This is a genomic window from Bradyrhizobium sp. S3.3.6, from assembly GCF_040546905.1.
Classification (GTDB): Bacteria; Pseudomonadota; Alphaproteobacteria; order Rhizobiales; family Xanthobacteraceae; genus Bradyrhizobium; species Bradyrhizobium cytisi.
This window is the reverse complement of the sequence record NZ_JBEPOT010000003.1, coordinates 77878-93942: the sequence shown is the minus strand read 5'-3', so window position 1 is coordinate 93942 and position 16065 is coordinate 77878. Positions and strand designations below refer to the sequence as shown.

The following is a 16065-nucleotide window of genomic DNA, read 5'->3' as shown; positions in this document are numbered from 1 at the left end:
CAGGGTCGCAGCCGGTCGTCCGTTGCGGTGAGGTGGTCGGCATACGCCGCTGGGAGGGTGCCGGATATTATTTTCGGCGACAGATTGCGCCGATGGCCTGCTGGTATTGTCTCTCAGCATCTTTCTAGGGCGCTCGATCGGGTGGACGTTAACACTTGGCGCCTACGCCGTCCTTTCCTCGATCCCTCCGCGTTCGATAGCGCGCAGGATCAAGAAATGCTCCTGCACGAATGGTGAGCTGGATCGCTTTCTTTGTTGCAGCTCCAAGCTTCGTCGTCGGTCGCAAGCAGACCTTTGGTGAGCGCTGATGACCGAAATGGCTATTGGGTTCTCAACACGTCGCGCCCTCATGTGATTGAATGAGGTACCCCCTCCGAGCCGTTGGCTCGATAGGTGAACTCAGCGAGTATCGAGACAAATCGCAGTTCGTCGCGTCTCGGATTCAGCGAGTCGGGGCTTTCTGTCGTCAGCTGTTCTGAAGAGGCCGAGCGGACCGCGGCAGCGGCGCGCCTAAATCTCTATTGCCGCACTCCGGAGGGGAATTCATGCGGACGCCAAGTAGCCCGCGTTCCGAGACTGTAGCAGCGGTCGTCTTGGAACCTGCTCTCTCGACCAACAGGCACCGCGATCTCCCACGCTTCGTCTGTCCCGTCCGCCTTCTGGGGCCGCCGCAGAGGCGAACGCAAAGAGCAGCGCACCTTGATGAAAAAGGCTGCGCGCATCGAACCGCAATGGAGGGCTGACGACCATGACCACGACTCCGAGCCACATTGTCGTCCTTTCCCTGGAAAACGAGAACTACTCCGACATCATAGGTAATCCCCAAGCGCCTTACCTGAACTCGCTGGTCGCTCAGGGAATGCTGCTCACCAACGACTACGGTGTGACCCATCCGAGCCAGCCCAATTACATTGCCCTGTTTTCTGGCTCGACGCAGGGCATCAACACCAATGGCAGCTTTCCCCAGCTTCCGGCCAGCGTACCGACGCTGGCGAGCACGCTCGCCGCTAGCGGTTACACCTTCGGCGGTTACGCCGAAAACACGGCGGTCCCCGAACGCCAACCTTGGATCCACTTCGCCAATTCGGCCAATGACGGACACGATTTCAGCACTTTTCCTCAGACCGCGGCCGGCTTCGCCAACCTTCCGACCGTCTCCTTTGTTTCGCCCGACGACACCCACAACATGACGCCGACGAGCGACAATGGCGGCGGGATTCCGGCGGGCGATGCCTGGATCCAGACCAATCTCTCCGCCTACGCTGCCTGGGCGGAGGCCAACAATTCGCTGCTGATCGTCACCTTCGACGAAAACAACACCAATCCAGCGGTGACCTACCCCAATCACGTTGCAGCGATCGTCGTCGGCGGAGGCGTCCCGGCAGGGGCCGTCAACGACTCGCCGGCTGACCCCTATTCCCTGCTTGCCACGATCGAAAGCCTTTACGGCGCTGCGGCGATCGGCGCCAGCGCCGGCGTACCGGCGCTCAACTTCTATTCGGCGACGCCACCGACGTCGTCCACCTCGGTCACCCTGTCATTTTCCGGATTGTCCGACCTGACCAACACTCCGCCCCAAAATGCGTTGGCGGTAGGGCCGAATTACATTTTCACCGCGGAGACCACGCACTACGAGATAACCGACCTTAGCGGCCATCCGATCGTATCCAACGGATCATTGTACAGCTTGTTCTCGCCGCTTGGTGCCACGCTCGACAACAACCTTCTCGACGCGCGCGCCACCTATGACAGTTCGACCGGCCACTACGTGGTCATCGCGGATAATTTTCAACCGGGAACCGGGAACTTCGCCACCAATATCGATATCGCCGTGTCGATAGATAGCAATCCGAACGACGGCTGGTATTTGGCTTCGATCGACACGTCCAACGGCGCCACGACCCAATCGGACATGCCCTATCTGTCGGTCAGCAACGGCAAGATCTACATCTCGGCGCCCGAATTTATCGACGCGGGAGGCGGCTACAACAACGGCGAATTCGTCGTCAACGAAAGCAGCGTCATAGCCGCTGCAAACACCGCGATCACGCCTGACGCCAGCACTATCGTGTCAGGGTCCGGCGGCATCATGCGCAATATCGCCGGCGACAACGGGGTGACCTACTATTTGAGCGCCCATTCGACCGCCAGGGAGACCGCGCTCACATATCAAACGTACGATCCGACGCATGGCTTCAGCGGGACCCAAACGCTCTACCTCGGTGACGCCGATGTGGGCGGAAGCAACAACACCGCCGCGCAGTTAGGCACGACCAAGACGCTCGGCATTGGCGACGGGCGCATCCAAGGCCTTGCCTACACTTCCTCGGGAGGACACAACTACGTCTATGGCGTGAGCGAAGCCACGCCGAGTGCGGGGGGGCTCGCGCAAATCGAGTGGTTCAAGCTCGATGTCACCGATCCCACGAATCCGCAATATGTCATCGGGAACGTCATTTCCGGCGCCTCCATCGGCACGGGTGTGGCCGTGTTCACCCCTTCGATTGCGGTCGACCAGAACGGCGACGTGCTCATCAATTTTTCGGCCTCCGGGCCGAACATGTACCCTTCCGACTATTATACGGTGCTCGGCGCAGGCGCTTCCGACTTCACCGCGCCGACGCTTTACCAGGCGAGCACCACGTTTTTCGATTCAGGCGCTCTGAACGACCAGCGCTGGGGCACCTATTCGACCGCTATCGCCGATCCGAACAACCCGAACGGGTTCTGGATATCGAATGAATATATCGCCAACGGATGGTGGCAAACGGCGGTAGCTCAGGTCAGCGTCCATCCGGATACGGCGGCGCCGGTCGCGCCGACCGGGCTGTCCCTCGACGCGACGACGGACAGCGGTACGATCGGCGATCACACTACCAACTTTGCGCATGTCAAGATCGACGGCACGGCCGAGCTCGGCAGCGCAGTGACGCTGTATGATAGCAACGGCACGACCGTGCTCGGCACGGGCATTGCGGATCTGACGACCGGTGCGTTCAGTATTACGACATCGGCGCTGGCTGATGGGACGCACAATATCACCGCGAAAGCGACCGATGCGTGGGGGAATACGAGCACTGCGTCTGCCATCCTTGTCGTGACGGAGGACACCACGCCGCCGGTCCCGCCAACCGGTCTGTCGCTCGACGCGACGACGGACAGCGGTACGATCGGCGATCGCATCACCAACTTTGCGCAGGTCAAGGTCGACGGCACGGCCGAGCGCGGCAGCACGGTGAAGCTGTATGATACGAACGGCACCACAGTACTTGGCACGGGCACTGCGGACCTGACGACTGGCGCGTTCAGTATCATGACATCGGCGCTGGCTGAAGGGACGCACAATATCACCGCGAAAGCGACCGATGCGGCGGGGAATAGCGGCACGGCGTCCGTGGTCCTTGCGGTGACAGAGGACACCACGGCGCCGACGGGCGGCACGCCGGATCTCATCGCGGCTTCCGATACCGGTTCGTCGAGCACGGATAATATCACCAAGGCTACCGCGCCGACGTTCCAGGTGTCGCTCAATCCAACCGTGCGGGCGGGCGATACCATCGAGTTGAAACTCGGTGGCGCATCGCTGTCGCATCCCGTCCTGCACACCATCACCGCAGGCGACGTGGCAGCCGGATCCGTCCATTTGACCGCGACGGCCGGCGATCTTGGCGCGGACGGCACGAAGTCGATCACCACATTCTTTGACGATGCCGCCGGAAATTCATCGACAACCGCGGCGCTGATGATCACGCTCGACACCACGATCGCGACGCCGACCGTGGCGCTGACCGATGACACCGGCATCTCGAACACCGACCACACCACACGGGATGACGCGCTGACCATCAGCGCGGCGGCCGGCGATGTTACCCGCACCTACTCAGTGGACGGCGGGACGCCATCGGCGAGCTACGTCGCGCCGATGATGGACGGCAGCCACTCCGTGCTTGTGACCGATACCGATACTGCCGGCAACACGGCCAGTGCCAGCATCACCTTCACGCTCGATCAGACGGACGTCAATTTTGGTACGTCTGGCGGCATGTCCAACTTGCTGCTCCAGAACGACACCAGCCATGGCATTGCGGTTTGGGAAATGAATGGAACAACGGTGGTGGCGAATCCCCAGATCGGGACCGCGCCGTCAGGGTCCGAACTCGCCGCCACGGGAGACTTCAACGCTGACGGCAAATCCGACTTACTGTTTGTCAACGACACGACCCATGCCGTTACGATCTGGGAAATGAACGGCACGCAGGTGATCGCGAACACCACGGTCGGCACCATTAATGCCGCTGCCGGCTGGCAATTCGAGGGCACCGGTGATTTCAACGGTGACGGCAAGACCGACCTGCTTCTCTTCAATGACAACACGGATGGCGTTGCGGTCTGGGAGATGAACGGAACCCAGGTCATGGCCAACCCGCAAATCGGTACCATCAATACCGCTTCCGGCTGGCACTTCGCCGACACTGGTGACTTCAACGGTGACGGCAGGACCGACCTGCTGCTTCTCAACTCAACTACGCATGGCGTAGCGATCTGGGAGATGAACGGAACCCAGGTCATGGCCAATCCGCAGATCGGTACCATCAATGCCGCTGCCGGCTGGCAATTCGAGGGCACCGGCGACTTCAACGGTGACGGCAAGACCGACCTTCTGCTTCTCAATCCAACCACCAATGGAGTTGCGATCTGGGAGATGAACGGCACCCAGGTCATGGCCAACCCACAAATCGGTACCATCAATGCCGCGGCCGGCTGGCACTTCGCCGACATCGGCGACTTTAACGGCGACGGCAAGACCGACCTGCTGTTGCTCAACAACACGAACGGCGGCGTCGCGATTTGGCAGATGAACGGCACCCAGCTCACAGCCAACCCGCAGATCGGCGTCATGGACCCCGGCTTCCAGTACGTCGGCAAGGGCGACTACAACGGCGATGGCAAGACTGATCTTCTGTTCGAGAACAATACCACCCATGCGTTGTCGGTCTGGGAGATGAACGGCACACAGGTCGAAGCCAAGGCTCAAATCGGAACAATCAATGCAGCAGCCGATTGGCATCTCGTTAGCTGAGGTGTGCGCTGGCATGATGTCCCGCCAGTTGCCCCCTTTCCGCGTCAGCGCTCGAATGCCCTTGATATTGAGCGATGACGAGCTCGCCGAACTAAAGTCGCTGACCATGCCGCGAAGTCAGGGCCGGAGTTGGCTCTAAGAGTCCGAATCGTGCTGACCTGCGCGGAAGGCAGTCAGAACAAGGAAGTGCGGCCAAGCTGGGCCTGCACTAGGCGACGGTCGGTAAGTGGCGGCGACGGTCTATGGAGCGGCGGTTGGACGGGCAGCATCACGAGGAGCGCTCCGAGCGTCGCGCACTATTGACGATGTTCGTATCGAAGCTGCGGTCGTGAGGACACTGGAAAGTTGCCCTGAGAACGCCACCCATTGGAGTTCCGGCGCGCAGCCTGTCGGTGTCGACGGTGCAACGCATCTGGCGGGCTTTCGGGCTCCAGCCGCATAGATTGGAGACATTCAAGCTTTCCACGGATCCAAACTTCGTGGCCAAACTGCGCCACGTGTGAGTGCACGTTTATCCGCCGGAGCACGCTATCGTTCTATGTGTGGACGAGAAGTCCCAAATCCAGGCGCGGGACCTCAGTCAGCCGATGCTGCCGATGCGTCCCGGCCAGCCGGCTCAAAGAAGCCATGACTACACGAGGCACGGCACCACGTCGCTATTGCTGCCCTCGTTATTGCGACCGGACGGGTCATCGGCAAGTGCTATGGATGCCACCTTTCTGCCGAGTTCCGCAGGTTGCTCGACGAGATCGAGGCCGCCATGCCGCGCGAACTCGACGTCGATCTCGTCATGGACAATTACGTCGCGCATAAAACCACCCTGGTCCGAAGATGGCTGGCTAAAAAGCCTGGTTGGCACGCGCACCTGACCCCGACCAGTTCGTCATAGTTCAACCAAGTCGAGCGCTTCTTCGCGCTCCTTACCGATAAGAAGATTGGGCGCGGCGTCTGTCGCAGCGTCGCCGCCCTCAGAGCTGACATCAAATCGTTCATCGACCGACACAAAGCCGATCCCAAACCGTTCCGATGGGACAGGTCCTCCACTGATGACATCCTTGCTTCCATCGAGCGATTCTGCCGATACAATACCCCAGCAGAGCACGGCACGAAGTTGAAAACATCCGGTTCCGGCCACTAGACGACCGATTCCATGAAACCGGCATGCACGGAACTGGAAGTGTGTTCGTGGATTCCTCGTTTGAGTCTGTTCGAACGAGGATGGGTATCATGGCAACATGGCGGCAAGCAGTCGAGTTGGCGATGAGCCGGGAGAAAACGGCTATCCGCATGAGCTGTGGACGACGCGGCTGCTGGCACGCCATGCGCGCGAGCACGGCCCATCGGCGGGGCACCGGTGCCTTGCCCATCTGGTCCAGGGCACGGTGTGCAAGATTCTCGGCCAAGAGGAAATCAAGCCGCACAAGGTGCGCTACTACCTGGAGCGTCGCGATGCCGAGTTCGAGCAGAAAATGGCGGAGGTCCTGGGTATCTATCGCGAGGTCCAGATCCTGAAAAAAGCCGCAGCCAAGTCGAAGAAAGTCAAGTCGAAGAAATCGGGCAAGCCGGTGACGATCGTCTCCTACGACGAAAAGCCGGGGATCCAAGCCATCGCGACGACGGCGCCGGATTTGCCGCCCGTGCCGGGCATTTACCCGGCCTTTGCTCGCGATTTTGAGTATCGACGCCATGGCACGAATTGATTTGCTGACCGGGAAGATTCACGCGCTCGTCAAAGACCGCCACCGCAGCCGCGAGTTCATCGAATTCCTCAAACTTCTCGATGCCGCTTATCCGGCCGGGACCACGATCAAATTGGTCCTCGACAATCATTCCGCACATATCTCGAAGGAAACCAGAGCCTGGCTCGATGCACGACCCGTAGGCCGTTTCGCATTTACGTTCACACCCAAGCACGGCTCCTGGCTCAACCTCATCGAGGGCTTCTTCTCCAAGTTTGCTCGCTCCGTCTTGCGCCACATCCGGGTGACCTCAAAACACGAGCTCAAAGAGCGCATCATGGCCGGCATCGACGATGTCAATCGGCATCCGGTTGTCCACACTTGGTCCTACAAGCTCGCTGAGGCGGCCTGATATGATTCGAACCACGAAAACGCTGACCTAGGGCGTTTCTCAAGGGCAGGGGGCTCGATAGGCCCTGATGGAGCTGATCATCGACTACGCCAGGTCGGAAAGGCTAAGGACCATCTCGGGCGACGTGCTCAAGGAGAACGTTGTGATGATCGAGATGTGTCGGCTGCTCGGATTCGAGATCAAGCCGGATCCTACGGAGCCTGATATCTGCGACGTCCGGCTAAAGCTCTGAGCACGGGTCGAGGCCCCGGCTGCGGCCTGAATCGTCCGCGGCACGCGGAGGCGCCCCGGCCGTGCCCGCCGTTCCGATGTGCCACGAGTTCGGCTGAGACTTGCCGTCTCTGCAACTCTGCATGGTCGGAAATGCATCGACGCACCCTGCGGATGCGCTTTCATGACGCGACCGCGGCATTTTAACGACATTTGACTAAAACTGTGCCTGTGCTTTCCGGTTGAAAAGCCCGGCAACACTGACTACGCAGGAACTCCAATGCCTCGCAGTCTTAGGAGTCCCGGCGTGCCTCAGGACAAGACCGGCGACCCCCGACAGTCGTCGGGCAACAAACTCTCAGTCCTGCGCAAGCACCCGATCTTCGCAGATCTGGAACCGGACGCGCTTGATCAGCTCTGCCGCTATGCCAAGCACACCACGGTCAAGCGTGGCTCGACCATCGCCGCCAAGGGCGACCCCGGCAACAATCTGTTCGCGGTGATCTCCGGAACAGTAAAAATTTCCTCCTCGTCGCCCGACGGCCGGAACGCCATTCTCAATCTGATCGGTCCCGGAGAAATCTTCGGCGAGATCGCCGTACTCGATGGTGCACCGCGGTCGGCGGACGCGACCGCCAATACCAATTGCGAACTCTACATCATCGACCGCCGCGACTTTCTGCCGTTCGTGAAGAGTCAGCCGGCGCTCGCGATGAAATTCATCGAACTGCTCTGTGCGCGGCTGCGCTGGACCAGCCAGCAGGTCGAGCAGGTGATCTTGCAGAATCTGCCGGGCCGGTTGGCGAGCGCGCTGCTCGGCCTCACCGAGGAGCGCAAGTTCGACTCGGGCAGCGGCACACTCGCGATCACCCAGCAGGAGATCAGCGAGATGGTGGGGATGACGCGCGAGAGCATCAACAAGCAATTGCGCGCATGGTCCGGACGCAACTGGGTGCGCCTCGAGCATGGCGCCATCGTCGTGCTTGATACCGATGCGCTGCGCGCGCTCGCCGAGAGTGGCCTCGAGGGCGAGTGAGCTTCTCGCGGTGGGGGACTCTGCCCACGTAACGCTCCCTCGTGTCTGTATTCGGAAAAATTGAACTTTCTGCCGATTGTCCCGCGGGGGCACCGCGTGGTTGATCGATGCAACTCCAGCATCGATCAATGCCGCATTTGGCTTGGACTCAGAATGCCGCCCGCCCTAGGGACGACGCTGGCGATATCGCGCCGGTGCGGCGCGTTCGTACAGGATGAGGCGATCGTCTCGCCCGAACCTCAAGCCGCAATCAATAGCGGTCGAGCACAACACCAGAGGAATGTCCATGGATACGATGAGCATCGCTACCGCGCATCCGGCATTGGCCGGTGACGCGGCCCGATTGCCGGGGAGCCGGCACTTGCCGCGCAGGTCCCCCGTAGGAGCGGGCGCGATGAGCGTCGCACTGTCCCGGGCAGACACTACCAACGAGCCAAATCCCCTCGACTCCGCTACGCAACCCTACGAAGGTGGTGCAGTTGCAGCGCTTGACTTCACACCCGAAGTGGAGCGACCCAAGGCGGCCCGCAGCACGTGCCCAACGACGACATAATCAACTCAGGAGGAAACCCCAGATGAAGACATTAATCGGTATCATCGCAGCCGCTGCATTGGCGGTGTCGGCGCCGCTCGCAACCGCACGCGATTTCCGCTCCGCCGACGTCCATCCGGCCGACTATCCGACCGTCGAAGCCGTCAAGTTCTTGGGCAAGCAGCTTGCGACAGCGAGCGGCGGCAAGCTTGGCGTGAAGGTATTTCCGAACGGAGCTCTGGGCTCCGAGAAGGACACCATCGAGCAGCTCAAGATCGGCGCGCTCGACATGATGCGGATCAACTCATCGCCGCTCAACAATTTCGTGCCTGAGACCGTCGCGCTTTGCCTGCCCTTCGTGTTCCGCGACACCCAGCATATGCGCAACGTTCTCGACGGGCCGATTGGCGACGAGATCCTGGCCGCCATGGAGCCGGCCGGCCTGATCGGCCTCGCCTATTACGACAGCGGCGCCCGTTCGATTTACACCGTCAAGGCACCGATCAAGTCGCTTGCAGACGTCAAGGGCCTGAAGATCCGCGTCCAGCAGTCTGATCTGTGGGTCGGCATGATCGAGAGCCTCGGCGCCAACCCGACGCCGATGCCGTATGGCGAGGTCTACACCGCCCTCAAGACCGGTCTGGTGGACGCCGCCGAGAACAATTGGCCTTCCTACGAGTCCTCGCGCCACTTCGAGGCCGCCAAGTTCTACAATGTCACCGAGCACTCGCTGGCGCCCGAAGTCCTGGTGATGTCGAAGAAGGTCTGGGACACGCTCAGCAAGGAGGATCAGGCGATGATCCGCAAGGCGGCCAAGGAATCGGTGCCCGTCATGCGCAAGCTCTGGGACGAGCGTGAGCAGGCTTCGCGCAAAACCGTCGAGGCAGCCGGCGTTCAGGTCGTCACGATCGCGAACAAGCAGGAGTTCGTCGATGCGATGAAGCCGGTCTACGCCAAGTTCGCCGGTGACGACAAGCTGCAGAGCCTCGTCAAGCGCATTCAGGCCACGAAGTAGCACTACAGCGCATTCGGTCCGGCGTCGCCGCGAGGCGGCACCGGGCCCTTGCTAGGAGACGATGATGACAGACCCTCACGTTGCAAGCCACGAGCAGGAGGTAGAGGGGCGACCGTCCACCGGCTTGCTGTCGCGGATCAATGCCGTCATCGCCCGGCTCGGCATGTATCTGTCCGTGACCGGCCTGCTCGTCATCGTCACCATCGTGTTCTACCAGGTGTTCGGGCGTTACGTGCTCAATTCCAGCCCGACCTGGACGGAGAATCTCGCACTGGTGCTGATCCTCTACGTCACGCTGATCGGCGCCGCCGTCGGCGTACGCGATGCCGGACATATCGGCATGGACAGCTTGCTGGTGATGCTTCCGGATCATGTACGCGAGAAGATCGAGCTCGTGATCCACGTCCTGGTGGCGATCTTCGGCGTTGCGATGGTCTACAACGGCTGGATCCTCGGCGCGTCGGTCGGAACCGTGAAGATCCCCAATCTCGGCCTTCCCGAGGTCGTCCGTTACGTGCCACTGATCGCCTCCGGCGTTCTGATCGTCTCCTTCTCAATCGAGCACATCATTGCTCTCCTGCGTGGCGAAGAGGTCGTCCCCTCATGGAACTGATTATTCTCGGCGCCACCTTCTTCGGCTTCCTTGTCCTCGGCGTACCGGTCGCCTTCGCGATCGGGCTGTCGGCGATTTGCACCATCCTTTACGAAGGCCTGCCGGTCGCCGTCATCTTCCAGCAGATGATGTCGGGGATGAACATCTTCTCGTTCCTGGCCATTCCGTTCTTCGTCTTCAGCGGTGAGCTGATGCTGCATGGCGGCGTCGCCGACAAGATCGTGCAGCTCGCCAAGAATCTCGTCGGACACATCCGCGGCGGCCTCGGCATGTCGAACGTGGTCGCCTGCACGCTGTTCGGCGGCGTCTCCGGCTCGCCCGTGGCCGACGTATCGGCGATGGGCGCGGTGATGATCCCGATGATGAAAAAGGAAGGGTTCGACACCGACTACGCCGTCAATGTCACCACCCATGCCTCGCTGGTCGGAGCGCTGATGCCGACCAGCCACAACATGATCATCTATGCGCTCGCCGCCGGCGGCAAGGTCTCGATCGGCGCACTGATCGCCGCCGGCCTCCTGCCGGCGATGGTGCTGATGGTGTGCATGCTGGCCGCCGCCTACGCGGTGGCGGTGAAGCGCGGCTATCCGGCCGGCAAGTTCCCGGGCTGGGCCGAGGTGTTTCGCTCGTTCACAGCCGCGCTGCCCGGCCTTCTGATCGTCGGCATCATTCTGTCCGGCATCCTGTCCGGTGTCTTCACGGCAACTGAGTCCGCTGCCGTCGCGGTTACCTATACGATCCTGCTGACGTTCTTCATCTACCGCACCATGACCTTGTCGAACTTCCTGCGCGCCGCAGCGAAGGCGGTGAAGACGACGGGCGTGGTGTTGCTGCTGATCGGCGTCTCCACCATGTTCCAGTATCTGATGGGCCTCTATGAGGTCGCCGACTTCGCTGGCGACCTCATGAGCAAGGTCTCGACGCAGCCCTGGATGATCTTCCTGCTCATCAACGTCATCCTGTTCTTGCTCGGCACGTTCATGGACATGGCGGCGACCATCCTGATCTGCACCCCGATCTTCCTGCCGATCGCGATGAAGGCGGGCATGGATCCGGTGCAGTTCGGCATGCTGATGCTGATCAACTGCGCCCTCGGGCTGAACACCCCGCCGGTCGGCACGACGCAGTTTGTGGGTTGCGCCATTGGCGGCATCTCGGTCGGCGCGGTGATGCGCACCATCATGCCGTTCTACGCGGCCCTGATCGCGGCGCTGATGTTCGTGACCTATGTCCCGGCCTTCTCGCTGTGGCTGCCCCGTCTGCTGATGGGATATAAGGGATAAGGGATAGCAGTCGTGCGTTCGCCGGCATTGGCCGGCGAACCGCGCTTGCGATAGTTTGCGTCACAGCAACAGGGAGAATCTGTCCGTGACTGACTATCGCAAGCTCTTCGATCTGACCGGCAAGACGGCCGTGGTGCTCGGCGCCGCATCGGGCATCGGCAAATCGTCGGCCGAGGCGCTGGCCGGACTTGGCGCCCGCGTCGTCTGCGCCGATCGCGCGCTTGACGCGGCAGAGGCGACGGCCGCGGGCATTCGCGACAAGGGCGGTTGGGCCGAAGCGGCCGCATGCGATGCCGCGAGCGCTGCCGACGTCAACGCGCTCGCCAAAACCGTGATGCAGAAGTTTTCGCGGCTCGACATCGCCGTGACCACGCCCGGGCTCAACATCCGCAAGACCATCCTCGACTACACCGAGGAGGATCTCGACCGCGTCCTGAACCTCAACGTCAAGGGAACGGTCTGGTTCTTCCAGGCCTTTGGCCGCATCATGGTCGAGCAAAAGGGCGGCAGCATCATCGCCTGCTCCTCGGTGCGTGCGGTGACCATTGAGCCGGGCCTCGGCGTCTATGGATCGACCAAGGCCGCGATTGGTCTGCTGGTGAAGGGCTTTGCCTCCGAGGTCGGCCTCTCCGGCGTTCGCGTCAACGCGATCGCGCCGAGCATCGCCGAGACCGCGCTGACCAGCCCGTTCAAGCAGCGTCCCGACATCTACAATCTCTACGCCGGCCACACCGTGTTCAACCGCTGGAGCAGCGCCGACGAGGTCGCGACGGCGGTGGCCTATCTCGCGTCGGACGCCGCGAGCTATGTCAGCGGCAGCACGCTGTTCGTCGATGGCGGCTGGACCGGGGTCGACGGTCCGCCGACCGGCCTTACCCAGCTGCACACATAAGGTTCGCATCTAGCCGGCAAAGCCCGCGCGCTGGCGCAGGTCCCTGTGATCTGCGCCAGTCAGCAGTGCGATCAGCGCGGCGGCTTCGTTCGGATGTGCCGCTTGCGTGGTCACGCCGGCGGTATACATCGTCACCAGCTCGCAGCCCGGCGGCAGCGAACCCGATAGTGCGATGCCGTCGGTTGCGATGATCTCGGTCGCCTGCGTGCATCCGATCGGCCGCGTCGCGGTGGACGCCGCCAGCTCGCGCATCGCTGTTGCGCCGTTCGGAAAGATCTTCAGCCGCGATGTGACCTCATAGGCGATGCCGAGCTGATCCAGCACTTTTGCGACGTGCTGGCCCGCGGTCGAGGCCTTGGTGTCGGGAACGTAGATGGCGTCCGCGGAGCGCAGGACCTCGCGCAGATCGGCCTCCGTGTTTACGGTTACCCTGGGATCGCGGCTGCGGACCGCCAGCGCGGTCTCGACCCGGCCGACATCGGCTATCGAGGAGGCGACGAGAAGCTTCTCCGCGGCAAGTTTTGCCAGCAGAGCCTGCGTCAGGATCACGAGATCCGCCGGCGTGGCCGCGCGCAGCTTGTCCGCCATCACACCGACCGCGCCGAATTCGCCGTCGATACCGAAACCGGTCTGCGACTTGAAGGCCTCGCTGAGGCCGCGCACCAGGCCTTGCGCCGCGCCGCCGCTCAAAATGTTCACTGTGGTCACGATGCAAGCTCCATGGCTGCGATGATTCTGTCGCGTGTGATCGGCAGGTCGCGTATGCGCACGCCAAGGCAATCATGGACCGCATTCGCGATGGCCGCCGTCACAGGGCCGTGCGCGGCCTCGCCGGCCCCGACCGGCTCGATCTCCGGCCGCTGGATGATCTCCACATCGACCATTGGCACCGCGCTGAATGTCAGGATCGGATAGTCCGTCCACGAGGTCGATGTGATGCGCAACGGATCGAAGCGGACGCGCTCCTTCAGCACCCAGCTCGTCGCCTGGATCGCGCCGCCCTCGATCTGGTTGATGACGCCGTCCGGATTGATGGCTTCGCCGACATCGACCGCAAGCGTCAGCCGTCTCACGCGGATCTCGTCGGTGCCTTCGATCTCGGCGATCCCTGCACAATGGGCGCCGGTGTTCTTGTAGCGGGCAAAGCCGACGCCGTAGCCGATGCCGGATCGCCGCTCGGGCTTCCAGGCCGCGCGTCGCGCCGCTGCGCGGATCACCTCGCGTGCCCGCTCGTCGCGGAGATGCTGCAGGCGAAACGCGATCGGGTCTTCGCCGCGCAAGGCGGCGATCTCGTCGACCAGAGATTCGATCGCGAACACATTGCCCTGCGCGCCGAGGCTTCGCAGCGCCGATGTGCGCACCGGCATGGTCAGGAGGCGATGGCTCGTGATCGTCCAGGCCGGGAAGTCGTAGAGCGGAACGGAATTGCGGTCTCCTCCGCCGCCATTGGCCGCGGGCGGATTCGTCGAGATCATGCGCGGATAGGGATTTGCGATCTCGCTTGCCGCCAGCAGCGCGGGCTGCGCCGCACGCCCGGGCCGCGCCGCGTGGCCGTTGCTCCAGATCGCATGGCGCCAGCCAATGATCTCGTTACCCGCGTCGAGATCGGCCTCGATCTCGATGGCCATCGCGGCACCAAACGGCGCGTGGGACATCTCGTCGTGGCGCGACCATTGCACCCGCACCGGGCGGCCGTCGGCCGCCTTCGCCAGCAGCACGGCATCGAGCGCGACATCGTCAGCCGCGTTGTGCCCGTAGCAGCCTGCGCCTTCCATATGCTCGACGACGATATTTTCGGCCGGCAGCTTAAGCACGATCGCGAGATCGGCGCGCAGCAGATAGACGCCCTGGCTGTGCGTCCAGACATGGACCCGGTCGCCATCCCATCGCGCCATTGCGCAGGACGGCGCGATCGAGGCATGTGCGATGTAGGGCCGCGTGTATTGCCGGCGGAGCGTGCGTGCAGCTTGTTCTGTCGCGGCGGCTACCCGGGTGTCGATGACTGTGGTCTCGACTGGCTGGCTTCTCAGGAAGTCAGCCAGATCGTCTTCGTCAGGAAGCGGCTCGCCGGCCGACCAGGTCGCATCCTTGCGCAGGGCCTTCAGCGCGGCTTCCGCCGCGACCTCACTGTCGGCCACGACGCCTGCAAAACTGCCGTCGCGGACGATGCCGATGAGCCCGGAAACGCCGCGTACGGCCGCTTCATCGAGCGCGATCAGCCGCGCACCCGAGACGTCCGGCCGCAGCACGCGTCCATGCACCAGCCCCGGCAACGCGCAGTCATGGATGAACCGCGGCCGCGCGAACACCTTGTCGGGAATGTCGACGCGCTGGATCGCATGCCCGGCGACCGCGCGCTGGGCGGCAGTCTTCGCCGAAGCGCCTGCGGTCGCATCGCGATCCAGCGAGACGTCGCCAGCCAGCTCCCAGTAGCTGGTCCTGATATTGCCGGGACCCGAGATCGTGCCGTCCTCGACACCGAGCAGCGCCGCATCGACGCCAAGACGTTCGGATGCTGCCGCGAGGAAGCGCTGGCGCACCTCAGAGCAGACGTGGCGCAGTGCGCGGCCGGACTGCTGGATCGACAGGCTGCCGGAAGTGACACCCTCATTCGGGCTCGCAGCCGTCGAGGCGCGGATCATGTCGATGCGGCCGATCTCGATGTCGAGCTCGTCCGCCGCGATCTGTGCCAGCGCCGTGACGATGCCCTGGCCGATCTCGACCTTGCCGGGCGAGACCGCCACGCGGCCTTCGCCGGTGAACTTCACCCAGGACGACAGTCTTGGATTGGCTGCGAGGCTAATCGGCAGTTTCGGGGCAGGGGGCGACGCACTCATGATGTTGCGATCTCCGATGCCGCCCGGAGCACGGCGCGGACCATGCGGTTGTGCGATCCACAGCGGCACAGATTGCGGTCGAGCGCCGCCCTGACCTCGGCTTCCGATGGCGATGGATTGCGCTTCAGCAGCGCCGCCGCGCTGATCAGGATCCCCGAGACGCAATAGCCGCATTGCATCGCCTGTTCGGCGATGAAGGCGCGTTGCAGCGGATGCGGTTGCTCGGCGGTGCCGAGGCCCTCCAGTGTGACGATTTCCTTGTCCGCCACCGACCACATCGGCATGTCGCAGGACGCCATCGCGCGGTTGTCGACCATCACGTAACAGGCGCCGCATTCACCGGCCCCGCAGCCGAAATGGGGACTGGTGGTGCCGAGCTGGCCGCGCAGCACGTCGAGCAGCGTTTGATCGGGATCGGCATCCACCGCCACCGTCGCGCCGTTGAGCTGGAATCGAATGGTGGGCATGATCGGCGC

The 16065-nt window shown here is 62.6% G+C and carries 11 protein-coding genes and 2 pseudogenes; 10 read left to right on the top strand and 3 right to left on the bottom strand.

The window, feature by feature from the left end:
- The first annotated feature begins 748 nt into the window (after positions 1-748).
- The 10 genes and pseudogenes from ABID59_RS09275 to ABID59_RS09230 all read left to right on the top strand — a co-directional run bounded on the left by ABID59_RS09275 (position 749) and on the right by ABID59_RS09230 (position 12752).
- Positions 749-5080, top strand: a complete 4332-nt coding sequence (locus ABID59_RS09275) for an Ig-like domain-containing protein (protein WP_354083186.1) — start codon at positions 749-751, stop codon at positions 5078-5080.
- A 55-nt stretch (positions 5081-5135) separates the two neighbouring features.
- Positions 5136-6218: pseudogene (locus tag ABID59_RS37410) on the top strand (IS630 family transposase).
- Positions 6219-6315: 97 nt separating this feature from the next.
- Positions 6316-6780 (top strand): hypothetical protein, encoded by a 465-nt coding sequence (locus ABID59_RS37405; protein ID WP_502916455.1) that lies wholly within the window; start codon positions 6316-6318, stop codon positions 6778-6780.
- Complete coding sequence (locus tag ABID59_RS37400) at positions 6767-7171, top strand: IS630 family transposase (RefSeq protein ID WP_502916456.1); 405 nt, start codon at positions 6767-6769, stop codon at positions 7169-7171. Before ABID59_RS37405 ends, ABID59_RS37400 begins: the two co-directional genes overlap by 14 nt.
- Before the next feature lie 29 nt (positions 7172-7200).
- Positions 7201-7403: pseudogene (locus ABID59_RS09255) on the top strand (hypothetical protein); the annotation flags it as partial.
- 285 nt (positions 7404-7688) lie between these two features.
- Complete coding sequence (locus tag ABID59_RS09250) at positions 7689-8417, top strand: Crp/Fnr family transcriptional regulator (RefSeq protein WP_148751183.1); 729 nt, start codon at positions 7689-7691, stop codon at positions 8415-8417.
- A 575-nt stretch (positions 8418-8992) separates the two neighbouring features.
- Complete coding sequence (locus ABID59_RS09245) at positions 8993-9964, top strand: TRAP transporter substrate-binding protein (RefSeq protein ID WP_148751185.1); 972 nt, start codon at positions 8993-8995, stop codon at positions 9962-9964.
- Positions 9965-10028: 64 nt separating this feature from the next.
- The gene (locus tag ABID59_RS09240) at positions 10029-10577 is read left to right on the top strand and encodes a TRAP transporter small permease (protein WP_354037465.1); all 549 of its coding nucleotides are present in this window, start codon (positions 10029-10031) and stop codon (positions 10575-10577) included.
- Positions 10568-11860: a TRAP transporter large permease gene (locus ABID59_RS09235; protein WP_354037467.1), complete on the top strand. Its 1293-nt coding sequence runs from the start codon at positions 10568-10570 to the stop codon at positions 11858-11860. Before ABID59_RS09240 ends, ABID59_RS09235 begins: the two co-directional genes overlap by 10 nt.
- A gap of 85 nt (positions 11861-11945) precedes the next feature.
- Positions 11946-12752: an SDR family NAD(P)-dependent oxidoreductase gene (locus ABID59_RS09230; protein WP_354037468.1), complete on the top strand. Its 807-nt coding sequence runs from the start codon at positions 11946-11948 to the stop codon at positions 12750-12752.
- Positions 12753-12761: 9 nt separating this feature from the next.
- Here the strand turns inward: ABID59_RS09230 and ABID59_RS09225 are convergent, their stop codons facing one another.
- From ABID59_RS09225 to ABID59_RS09215, 3 genes are read right to left on the bottom strand one after another with little or no spacing between them, the layout of a single operon-like run.
- Entirely contained in the window at positions 12762-13460 is a 699-nt protein-coding gene (locus tag ABID59_RS09225; RefSeq protein WP_354083185.1) for a molybdate ABC transporter substrate-binding protein, read from the bottom strand.
- Positions 13457-15589, bottom strand: a complete 2133-nt coding sequence (locus tag ABID59_RS09220; RefSeq protein ID WP_354083184.1) for a xanthine dehydrogenase family protein molybdopterin-binding subunit — start codon at positions 15587-15589, stop codon at positions 13457-13459. Before ABID59_RS09220 ends, ABID59_RS09225 begins: the two co-directional genes overlap by 4 nt.
- Positions 15586-16056, bottom strand: a complete 471-nt coding sequence (locus tag ABID59_RS09215) for a (2Fe-2S)-binding protein (RefSeq protein WP_148751191.1) — start codon at positions 16054-16056, stop codon at positions 15586-15588. Before ABID59_RS09215 ends, ABID59_RS09220 begins: the two co-directional genes overlap by 4 nt.
- Positions 16057-16065: the final 9 nt, after the last annotated feature.